This is a genomic window from Bacillus sp. GMa5/1 (assembly GCF_050172015.1).
In the GTDB taxonomy this organism is placed as follows: Bacteria; Bacillota; Bacilli; order Bacillales; family Bacillaceae_G; genus Bacillus_A; species Bacillus_A cereus.
Window position 1 is genome coordinate 1 of record NZ_JBNLYC010000143.1, and the last position, 10275, is coordinate 10275.

Sequence of the window (10275 nt, forward strand, 5' to 3'; positions counted from 1 at the left end):
GTATTTCCACTTCTCGAATCGATATACCATTCTTTCTCAAAAATGGAACTACCCTACTTATATTTATACTTCCGTTAAGACTACAACAGATGAAGCTGTAGTTTGCGTATGCGTAATACTTACAAATATATTTATACCGCTAGGCAAAACCCCTTTTGTCTTCTCAGATAAATGGAAAACTGGTTTCGCATTTTTATCACTTAATATCTCTCCATCATGAAAGCCAAATGTTCCACAAATTCCTGTACCAATTGCTTTAGACATAGCCTCCTTCGCACTAAACCTTCCGGATAGCCATTCCATCTTTCTCTTTTTTTGTTTTATGGAATAAAATTGTTCCTTTTCAGCTTCAGTAAGGATTTGATTCACTAGTGATTCAGGCCGTTTATCATACATTGATTCAATTCTATTTATTTCAACCGAATCTATTCCAATGCCATAGAACATACACGCTCCTCCTCCGTTAGTTCTCTAAAGCAATTCCATACTGTATCGGACTCATCATTTGATATTTCAACGGATGGTTGTCAAGCATCTTCATTTTTATTACTCTTTCTTTACACTCCTGATCGGTTTTTGCTGCTAAACCATTTTCTTGTTCTTCTTGAAAATTTGATATAAAGGATACAATTTTCTTTCTTTTCTCTTCAAATTCTATAAACAATTCATGCTTTAAAGGTTCTGCCTGCACATCTTCCTTTTGTAACCCTTGTATAATGTACGGCGCTAACTCTACTGCATCTTGCATCGCGACATTCACACCTTGTCCTAGAACTGGAGACAACGTATGTGCAGCATCTCCAATTAAAACTAGACCATTTCTAGACCACTTAGGAGCAAACGTAGTAAAGATTTTAAGTAATGAAGTATCGTTCCAATCTTTAATGTGTTCCTGCATCACCTCTTCTAATCTTGGTTCTAGCGCAATGACTTTCTCTCTAAACGTTTCGATTCCTTGCGCATACGTCTCAGAAATCCCATTATTTTCTATATACATACCAACTCTTAAAAGGTTTGGGAATGTAGGTAAGAGAATTAAGTGATTATTTCGATCTACCTTAATAATACTCGTTTCTTTCCATTCCTCTGGCCATCCCTCTGGTTTCGGAACTTTAAACCAGAAAACAAGGTCACGGTCATATTCATTTTTTTCAAATTGAAGTTTAGATAATTTTCGCACTGTGCTAAATCGTCCATCCGCTCCAACAACTAATCGACTTTTGACTTGTAGACTTTCAGACTCTTTTTTACAAATAACCCCATCAACTTCTCCATTTTCATTTTCAGTTAGCTCCATGCAAGTTGTATCATTCCAATATGAGAAATTTTCAAATTGATCTGCTTCTTTCAAAATTACATTTAAAATCGTAGGTTGTGGCATATCAATTCCATACTTTTGTTCATGATTAAAATTTTTAAAATCGATTCCTAAAAGTTTTTCATCTTTGTCATACATAAGGAGCTTTTGTACCTTCAAATATTGGTCTTTTGGAATTTTATCGAACAAGCCAAGCTGTTTTAAAAGTGATACCGATCCAGGCGCAATTGTTTCTCCTCTAAAATTTCTTTTTAAAGTAGCACTTTTTTCTATAACAAGTACGTCAATTCCAGACTTCGCCAATAAGTAGCCTAACAAAGCTCCACCAGGGCCACTTCCCACAATCACAACATCTTTAATTAACATTTTTTGTCTCCCCCTTACTTGGTAGATAAAATACTAATTCACCCTTTGCAACTCTTCCATTGCTGTCAGCAAAACTGATAAGTGCACTCGCAGTATAGTAATTACCTGTATTTTGTGTAAGCCTCACTCGAATTTTAAGAGAATCACCTGGCTTCGCTTTGTTATAGAAAGTAAAATTATTCGTCTTTACCAAGTAGCCCTCTTGTTTAGAATCAGAGTCTTCATTAAACTTAAATTTATTTTGTTTATACGTAGTAAGAATTAGGCTTGCTTGTGCTGCCATCTCCACCATCAATACCCCAGGGAGTATAGGATTCTTTGGGAAATGTCCTTTAAAATAAGGTTCATTGTGTGCCAAATGTTTTAAACAAATAATTTCCTCATCACTCACTGTTACAATCTTGTCTACGAAAATGAACGGTGCTTCTTGAAGTAATACTTCATTGGGATTAACCATCCACTCTTCTACATCTACTTTTACCCTTACTTTTACAGATGACATATTCAGTCACCCTCCTTAGATCATAGAATGATTTAATATAGTTTTTAAACGGTTTATAACTTCATCACTTTTAAAGCTATTCTGTAGGGCTTCATTTTCCATACAAAGTTGATCTTCCAAAGTATTTTGTATTGAATGTTTGAGTAACATCTTTGTACGTTGTATTGCCGAAAAGTCTTGCAAATTTATTTTTTCACAAAATTCTTCTATATGACTTTTCATTTCTTTTGTAGAAGGAAATACTTGGTTAAACAATCCCCAATCTTTTACCTCTGCTGCTGTAAATAAATCACCAGATAGGATAATAGAATATGTTTTGGTCATCCCGATCAAACGAGGAAGAAAATAACTACTACTTAAATCTGCTGTCACTCCCATATTGTGGAAATTTTCAATGAATTTAGCTCGTTCTACCGCAATGCGATAATCACACCCTAGGAATATATTTAGTCCTCCTCCGTAGGCATATCCATTAAATCCTACAATTGTTACCTTTGGAGAGTAATATATTTCTTTTATTACTTCATTCAAAAGATTTAGCATTTTTTGCAATTCAGAATGATTCTTTGTTTCTCCTATTTCTAATAGTCCGGGTAGTGATGGTCCGCTAGAAAAGAAACTACGATGCGGGCTCAAAAATACAATAGTCTTAATATCTGGATTATGATTTGCATATCTAATTTCCTCTAACAGCTCTGTAGCAAATGCAAAGTCTAAACTATTTTTTGTTTCTTTAGAATCCAAATAGATATAAGCTGTTGCTGTGTGTTCATTACATGTCGTTTTTACACATTTCATCTTCTTTCTCCTAAACACCGACTTTTGTTTTTGTTAGCTTTTCAAGTAATTTATAACTTGATAGTAATACCGAAACCACTCCACCACCTGCATCTGTCCACTGACCTGATAGGTACAGCCCCTCAATTGGTGTTTCATGTTGAGGCCTTGAGGTTAATTGGTTCATATTCTGTTCCCATCCATATATAGCTCCACCTGTATTATTCGTATATCTCTCCATTGTTTTTGGAGTACCAGATTCTACAAAATCTATATGGCCCGATAAATTAGGGATAACGGTTTCAGCCATACTAATCAGTTTTTCTTGATATTGCTCCTTCACATCTTTCCAATCTCTTCCTATATCGTAAGGAACTAATGTAGTAATAACAGACGCATGCTTTCCTTCTGGAGCCAGTGATCTATCTACTAAGGTTGGGGTAGTAATGGCAAGACCACTTAATCCATCTACTCCCAGTTCTTTCAAGTTTTTATGTTTATTATAGAATTCATCATAATCGTAACCAGTGAATAAGAATGTTTCATGTGCTAAGTTTAAATCTTCTAGTGGGTAATCTACTCCCATAAATACTTCGAAAGCTGAAATGGAGTGCGTAAGGCGAGAGATCCGTTTTTTATATCGAGCTGTGAAAAATTCTTCTCCAACTAACTCATGCATCATTTTGGTAAGATCACCATTACATACTACAATTGGTGCTTCTACATACTCTCCTGTAGATAAATGAATCCCTTTTACTTTTTTATTTTCTACCTCAATCTTTTTCACTTCATTGTTCAAACAAACTTCCCCACCTAATTCTTGAACACGCCCGACAAAAGCATCCGCTAGCTTTTGAAAACTTCCCTTTAGGTAATAAATATCTTCTTGGAAATAACTCATAATAGCGTAAGCAAAAAACATTGCACTTCCTTTTGTAGGAGGAGTTCCATAATAAACCCATAAGGCTGAGAAAGCATAAATAGCTTTTGGATCTTTTAAAAATGAAGCTACCATATCATGAAAAGTCATCGTTCTATACTTCATAATCGTTTCATTAGCTAACATTTTCATTGGATCTCTTGATTTTAGAAGTTCCATTGTTGCCACATACAACTTTTCCATTTCCTTAACCAAGTTTTCAATATTTTTCTTTTCGTGAGGAAAAATATTGCTATAAGTTTCTATTAACCCCATCGTTTGACGAGGAACTGTGAATTTTTGATCAGGATAGAAAACAGAATATACTTCATCCAATCTTTCAAATTCCAGTTGATCATTTAGTCCAGCCTTTTTCAATAATTCATATAGCAATCCATCATCTTTCGCTCCAGCAACAATTCGTACAGCTGAGTCAAATGTATATTTCTTTCTACGGAATGAGTGAGCATATCCACCTGCTCTATAGTGACGCTCCACAACTAATACGGAATACCCTTCTTGAGCCAAGTAGACCGCTGCCCCTAATCCCCCCATTCCAGCGCCTACTACAATAACATCATATTTATCTTTTTTAGGTCGCCTAGCCACATTAATCCCCCCATTTCTCCAATTGTTCTTTTATTTCTGCCAAAATGTCAGCTGCTAATGCTCCGTCTATAGCCCTATGATCAAATGTCAAACATACTGGTAGAATAGGACGGATTTCAATACTACTGTCTATTACCTTCGCTTTTTCTTCAATCGCCCCAACCCCAAAACATAGGGTAGCTGAAGTGATCGGATAAAAATGTTTGATTGGTCTATGTCCAAGAGAAGTAACAGTAAAGGTCCCTTGAATATTATGTCGTTTCTTTAGATTACCAACGTTCATTTTATATAAGATATTTCCTAACCAAGTAGGTAAAGAATGAAGCATTTTTATAGGTTTAAAATCTTCTATTTCTTGAAATTCAGTTTTTTTGTAGTACTCTATATCATTTTGAATCTCTTCTAGAGACTTCGAATCACTGTTAAAAACTTTCCCGGTTAGAACCACTCTTTCCTTATTAATTGTTTTATCCAGAGTAAACTTTGCAATAATTTCTTTGTAAACAGCCATTTTAGGCGAAAATGCTTCTTTTACAGATACATTTGCTTGTGGGTATTTCTTTAATACCTCTGAAATGCCCTTTATTATAAAAGCAATGTAACTAATTTTAGTTTGAGTTTTCGTATAGATATAGTCTCTAGACTTTTGAAGATTACGCACATCTACATCTACACTGAGATAAACAGGACTAAATTCTTTTGCATGGTCTAAAAAATGATAAGTGTGTTTCCTTTGATTGGGATAATTCAGAATCTCACTGCCCATTTTTTGTCTCCTCAATTAATTCTTGCAACTGTCCAATTGTTTGTACTTTAGAATATTGATCCATACTTAAACGAAGATTAAACTCGTCTTCAACATGAGTTAGTATACGCAAACTGTTTACAGAGTCCCATCCTTCATAATCAGATAGCTCCTTGTTAAAACTAATTTCTTCTTCTTCAACTTCCAGAATATCTGCAAGTAATTCTGTTAGAATACTTGTTAAAGTCATTGTACTACCTCCCCTTTTGTAGATAACTGAATCCATGGCACTTCTTTTAACTGCATTTCACTCAAGTTATAATCAAATACTACCGTCCCATTTTGTTCACTTAATAAATTGAATCCGTGATTGATATAAAAATCCTTTACAATATGATTCTTTTTAGATGGAATGTAATTTCCAATTACTACATTTACGCCTTCATTTTTTGCTTGTTTTAACACGTGACTTAATACTACTGTTTCGATTCCTCTTGAGAAGACACGACAACTCATAATAAAATTCGAAATATTCCAAATTTTATCTCCGTTTTTAATGATCTCATTTACAAATACCACACCAACAATACCATTATCACCAAATTTATCAGATGATTTAAAGCCAAAAACATGATGCCCCAGATTGTCACTCATAGACTTAACTTCTTTTTCCTGTAGTCGCTCAGTAGTCATATTAAACTGGTTTGTTCTTTGTGTTAGCTGAGCTAAACGTGGAATAGTAAAGTTGTTTGGCTCAATAATTTCAACTTTAATGTCTAGAGCGTCTAAGTATTCTTCTATCGAGTGAGATGTTTTCTTTAATGTTTCTCTTTGTACAATTTGCTGATACTTTTCTTTTCGAGAATAGTCTTCTTTTGTAAGAGAAATTGTATTAAACCACCCCTTATTTAATAGCTCTGAAATGTAATAAGATGGATCATTAGGCATATTAGGTACTTCTACATCAGGAAGATATGTTTTTACCATTTCTCTCTCAAATGGATTGTCATCAATGAACACTAAACTATTCATACCAATATTTAAATCATTAACAGTTTCTTTAATATTTTCATGTTTAGGTTCCCAATTAGAGCACACTTTTACAAAGTCTTCCTCTTTTAAAACGGTATGTGGATGAGTATGGAACACTTCTTTTGCATTAGACCACTCATTCTTACTATTAATAGTTAATAGTACTCCTTGGTTTCCTAAGGTCTGTATCGCTTTTTGAAATTCATAATAGATATTTCCTGGCTTTTCATCTGGACCTAAGTCGATTCCATGTACGCCAGCGTCCCCAATAATTCCGCCCCAAAGAGTATTATCTAAATCTAAAACTAGGCACTTTTTCTGGAGCCCCAAAATTGAGCGATGAATCTTATGGATTTCTTCAGCAATAGCATGTAACAATTCTTGAGAAAAACTCATTGATCCGTAATAACGCATTTTATTATCCGTTACAGCTACTCCAAAATCTTGGTAGAAAAGATCGATATCTAAGACAATCAATTGTTCGTAATTATCCATTAATGATAATAAATTACTATTCAGATTTCTCCATAATTTACTTAGCTTCGCTTTTGTTTTATAGTCAATGACATTATGATGGGAAAGGCTTAGTAATGGAATTGTATTTAATATAAATAATCCACCATTTAGCTTTGTAAAGTTTTTAATTAAATTCTCTAATTCATTTAATTTAAGCATTACTGTCGCTTCAATTTGTTCAATTGTGGAGCTTAAACTGATTTCATTAAAGATAAATCCTTCATCAAGTAAACATACTGTCACATTAGGTTCTGATTTATAAAGTTCACTATCTTTATTCATCAGTTCATATACATATTGATTATACGGACTTACATAGTTGTCTAAAAAGATGGAATCTTTAAAGGACGCGAACCTTAAATAACTAATCAGGTCATCAGCAGTGAAGTTACTTACCAGCCCTACCTTTAACTTATGAAAGTCTGGGACCAGTTCCATATCCAATTTCCTTAGTAAGAATCCGATTTTTTCCTTTGTTAATACAGATTCTATCCCCGAAAATCCATTCAATATATTTGAAAATACTTCTTGACTAGCAGTTTTTTTTATAAAGTCTTTTACTAATTTAATTAACTCTTTATCATTCATAGGGACCACCTTTTATACGTATTGTAAAACAAATCCTGTTTTTATCCATTTCGATGATTCTATTGCTACTCCCACTACTTTTTCATTCAATTTTATTTGCTCACTTAACTTTGCTAATTGAACATAAGGTAAAGCATTTCCGTTATTTCCAGTTTCTTTTACACAATTAGTGGTTTTATCAAAATCCAATTCTGCATGCTCTATAATTCTCTTAGTCATATTCCAGCCTAATTGTGGAGGGAGGAAGTGATCTACTTCATCTTTTCCCCAATTGTTTTCTTCCAATAATGTGCTAAACATTTCCTTTGTCAAGGTAGGAACGTATTCTTCAATAGCTTTGTAATCTTCTTGAGCTGATGGATACTTCTTAGCTATTTGCCTTGAAGTCATTCCTTGGACATCAGAAGGGATATTCCCAATCCAATTCATGACTTGTGCAGGCTTACGATTCAACCCTTCAAATTTATTTGAAATTTGTACGAGTTTAAAACCAGGTGATTTTGTATTTTTACTTAGAATAGCTGCACCTGCACCGTCTCCAAACAATACATAATTGATCAGTTCTGAAGAACGAAGCTTTTTAAAATCTCTATTCAAATCCATATATTTATTGCATACATCTCCGCCAACCACTAATGCATGCTTATAATCATTTACTTTTAAAAACTGTTGTGCAACATCTAGTCCTTGTAATGCTCCCGAACAACCCGCTTGAATTTGATATGTTGGGATTCCTTGCAGACCAAGTCTATCTGCTAAAAGATTTACTGTTGCAGGCATTAAATGATCTGGAGTAGCTGTGGATAATATAATAAGGTCAATTTCTTCTAAGGATTGTAATGGGGAGTTCTGAAAAGCATCCAAAGCAGCTTTTTCACATAGATCAATTAAGTCATAATCTATCTTTTTCTCTTGAAAGTTAATTGCATAATATCTAGATTCATTTCCAATAACATTTTCAATCCACTCAGCTCTTACACTCAACGTATCTTCCATATCTTTATTTGTAATTGGTGTACCAGGTAAAAATGTTCCTAAACTAACAATTTTAATTTCATCCACCTTATATTTCCTCCTTAAATGACTGTTTCTATACCTGCACCAATATGAATGTTTTCTCCACCAATTGTTGGAACGGCTGGCTCAACAAGCATATTCAAGGCAGGAACTAATTCTTTTAACTTTAATAATCTTGGACGTAATGCAAATATCTCTAACTTCTTCTTTAATTCCTTTTTCGTTGCAGAATCAAAGTCGTTATCATAATATCCAAATGTCATAGCATTTACATTTAATTTGAATGCTGCTAACTCATGTGACATACATTTCATAAGAGAAATCTTCCCGTGATTTAACATTGGCGAACTTGGGTAATATTCTGGATATAATACATCAAAGATAAGTGGGAAAATTACCTTTCCTTCCTTTGTTTTAATCATCTGGGACGTGACAACTCGGCTAAACAAGTAAACTTTTTCAAACATTTCCTCAATCGTTTTTTCTAAACCAATAGAATCTTCCTTAAAGTAACTTGTTTCATCAAGCATTTCATTTCCATGAATTAAAATATCGATTTTACCAAAGCGGCCTGAAATTTCTTCTACCTCTTTCTCTAAAGATTCAATGCAAATGTGTGGATTACAGATAAGCATGCACTTTTCAAGGTTCACTTTCTTTTCTTCCAAGTACTTTTCATACTTATTTTTTTCTTCTTCATTTTGAAAGTAAAAGATTACATTATAACCGCGTTGTAAATAAAACTCCCCGATGAATTGATTAAAAGATTGTTCACAGTTTGTAATGAGTAAATTCTTTTCCAATTGACTACCCTCCTATCTTAAAAATCCGCCGTCTATTTTAAACACTGTACTAGTAAAATATGAATTCTCATCATCTGCCAAAAACATAACAATATTTGCAATTTGTTCAGTTTGACCTAATGCTTTTGTATTCGTATGGTGTAAAAAGTTACTTAGCTTATTATCTGGTACATGCTGAATCATCTCTGTTTCAATCATTCCAGGAGCTACAGCATTAACCCTTATCCCTTGTGTACTATATATTCGAGACAACATACGTGTGAATCCTATAATAGCTCCTTTTGAACATCCATAATTTGTTTGTGCTTCTCTTCCATTTACAGCACTTACTGAAACCATATTAATGATGTTTCCGCTTTTTTGTTTCACCATGTATGGAATAACTTCATTGCAGAAATAATATGTACCACCGAAATTTGTTTGGAAAACATCATTCCAATCAGCTTCCTCAGTTTTAAATATAAAATTATCTCGATTAATCCCTGCATTATTGACTAACACATCAATCTTTCCATGGCTATTCATAATATCTTGGATCGTTTGTTGTACAAAGCTTCTATCATTTACTTCTCCTTTATAGAAGTAAATTTCGTGCCCATATTTATTTAGCTCCTCTTGGATCTCATTAGCAGCCTTTTCACTTCGAGCATAAATTCCAATTACTTTCGCACCATTTTTCGCTAATTGTACTGCAATTTCTTTACCTATCCCTCTGGTCGCTCCTGTTACAATAACAACCTTATCTTTTAGAGTCATTCTTCTTCCTCTCCCATGTTAAAGAATAACCGATGAAGTCTACTCCTATTATTGCAGACTTCACCGGTTGAAAATTTATACCGTCTGCATTAAACGCTCACTAATGTAAGCTGCTAATGTTTCTACAGAACTAAATGTCTCGCGTATTTTATCTTCAGGAAGACCTTGCATTTTAATTTGAAACTCTTCCTCAACTCCTGAAATTACATCTAATGCTTCTACAGAATCTAATCCTAATCCATCTCCAAATAATGCTTCATTATCATCAATTTCTTCTGCCGTAATATCCTCAAGCTCTAATCTCTCTACTAAGATTTTTTCCTTAAT

At 33.8% G+C, this 10275-nt stretch carries 12 protein-coding genes; all 12 read right to left on the bottom strand.

The genetic code is table 11. The features are described from left to right. Positions 1–63: 63 nt before the first annotated feature. Positions 64–447, bottom strand: a complete 384-nt coding sequence (acpS, locus tag ACQGSG_RS22760) for a holo-ACP synthase (protein ID WP_377949903.1) — start codon at positions 445–447, stop codon at positions 64–66. A gap of 16 nt (positions 448–463) precedes the next feature. Next, a complete protein-coding gene (locus tag ACQGSG_RS22765; protein WP_426948068.1) occupies positions 464–1684 on the bottom strand; it encodes an FAD-dependent monooxygenase in 1221 nt (406 codons plus the stop codon). Continuing rightward, positions 1674–2186, bottom strand: a complete 513-nt coding sequence (locus ACQGSG_RS22770; RefSeq protein WP_377949907.1) for a 3-hydroxyacyl-ACP dehydratase FabZ family protein — start codon at positions 2184–2186, stop codon at positions 1674–1676. The genes ACQGSG_RS22765 and ACQGSG_RS22770 overlap by 11 nt, the downstream gene beginning before the upstream one ends. 15 nt (positions 2187–2201) lie before the next feature. Continuing rightward, a complete protein-coding gene (locus ACQGSG_RS22775; protein ID WP_426948070.1) occupies positions 2202–2984 on the bottom strand; it encodes an enoyl-CoA hydratase/isomerase family protein in 783 nt (260 codons plus the stop codon). A 10-nt stretch (positions 2985–2994) separates the two neighbouring features. Next, positions 2995–4491: a phytoene desaturase family protein gene (locus ACQGSG_RS22780; protein WP_098403905.1), complete on the bottom strand. Its 1497-nt coding sequence runs from the start codon at positions 4489–4491 to the stop codon at positions 2995–2997. Between the two features lies 1 nt (position 4492). Continuing rightward, positions 4493–5257, bottom strand: a complete 765-nt coding sequence (locus ACQGSG_RS22785) for a 2-oxo acid dehydrogenase subunit E2 (RefSeq protein ID WP_377949913.1) — start codon at positions 5255–5257, stop codon at positions 4493–4495. Beyond that, the gene (locus tag ACQGSG_RS22790; RefSeq protein ID WP_179884561.1) at positions 5247–5486 is read right to left on the bottom strand and encodes an acyl carrier protein; all 240 of its coding nucleotides are present in this window, start codon (positions 5484–5486) and stop codon (positions 5247–5249) included. Before ACQGSG_RS22790 ends, ACQGSG_RS22785 begins: the two co-directional genes overlap by 11 nt. After that, positions 5483–7372, bottom strand: a complete 1890-nt coding sequence (locus ACQGSG_RS22795; RefSeq protein ID WP_426948073.1) for an HAD-IIIC family phosphatase — start codon at positions 7370–7372, stop codon at positions 5483–5485. Before ACQGSG_RS22795 ends, ACQGSG_RS22790 begins: the two co-directional genes overlap by 4 nt. A gap of 12 nt (positions 7373–7384) precedes the next feature. Then, positions 7385–8434 carry a 3-oxoacyl-[acyl-carrier-protein] synthase III C-terminal domain-containing protein gene (locus tag ACQGSG_RS22800; RefSeq protein ID WP_426948075.1) on the bottom strand — a complete coding sequence of 350 codons (1050 nt, stop codon included), beginning with the start codon at positions 8432–8434 and terminating at the stop codon, positions 7385–7387. 14 nt (positions 8435–8448) lie between these two features. Continuing rightward, positions 8449–9192 carry an SDR family oxidoreductase gene (locus ACQGSG_RS22805; protein ID WP_426948077.1) on the bottom strand — a complete coding sequence of 248 codons (744 nt, stop codon included), beginning with the start codon at positions 9190–9192 and terminating at the stop codon, positions 8449–8451. Between the two features lie 12 nt (positions 9193–9204). After that, a complete protein-coding gene (locus tag ACQGSG_RS22810) occupies positions 9205–9948 on the bottom strand; it encodes an SDR family NAD(P)-dependent oxidoreductase (protein ID WP_377949922.1) in 744 nt (247 codons plus the stop codon). Between the two features lie 75 nt (positions 9949–10023). Further along, a partial coding sequence (locus tag ACQGSG_RS22815) for a phosphopantetheine-binding protein (protein WP_426948079.1) occupies positions 10024–10275 on the bottom strand: 252 nt, incomplete at its 5' end.

Bases quoted from the DNA above. Each gene is read 5' to 3' on its own strand.
- acpS (WP_377949903.1), bottom strand. From the start codon at position 447: ATGTTCTATGGCATTGGAATAGATTCGGTTGAAATAAATAGAATTGAA.
- ACQGSG_RS22765 (WP_426948068.1), bottom strand. From the start codon at position 1,684: ATGTTAATTAAAGATGTTGTGATTGTGGGAAGTGGCCCTGGTGGAGCT.
- ACQGSG_RS22770 (WP_377949907.1), bottom strand. From the start codon at position 2,186: ATGTCATCTGTAAAAGTAAGGGTAAAAGTAGATGTAGAAGAGTGGATG.
- ACQGSG_RS22775 (WP_426948070.1), bottom strand. From the start codon at position 2,984: ATGAAATGTGTAAAAACGACATGTAATGAACACACAGCAACAGCTTAT.
- ACQGSG_RS22785 (WP_377949913.1), bottom strand. From the start codon at position 5,257: ATGGGCAGTGAGATTCTGAATTATCCCAATCAAAGGAAACACACTTAT.
- ACQGSG_RS22790 (WP_179884561.1), bottom strand. From the start codon at position 5,486: ATGACTTTAACAAGTATTCTAACAGAATTACTTGCAGATATTCTGGAA.
- ACQGSG_RS22795 (WP_426948073.1), bottom strand. From the start codon at position 7,372: ATGAATGATAAAGAGTTAATTAAATTAGTAAAAGACTTTATAAAAAAA.
- ACQGSG_RS22810 (WP_377949922.1), bottom strand. From the start codon at position 9,948: ATGACTCTAAAAGATAAGGTTGTTATTGTAACAGGAGCGACCAGAGGG.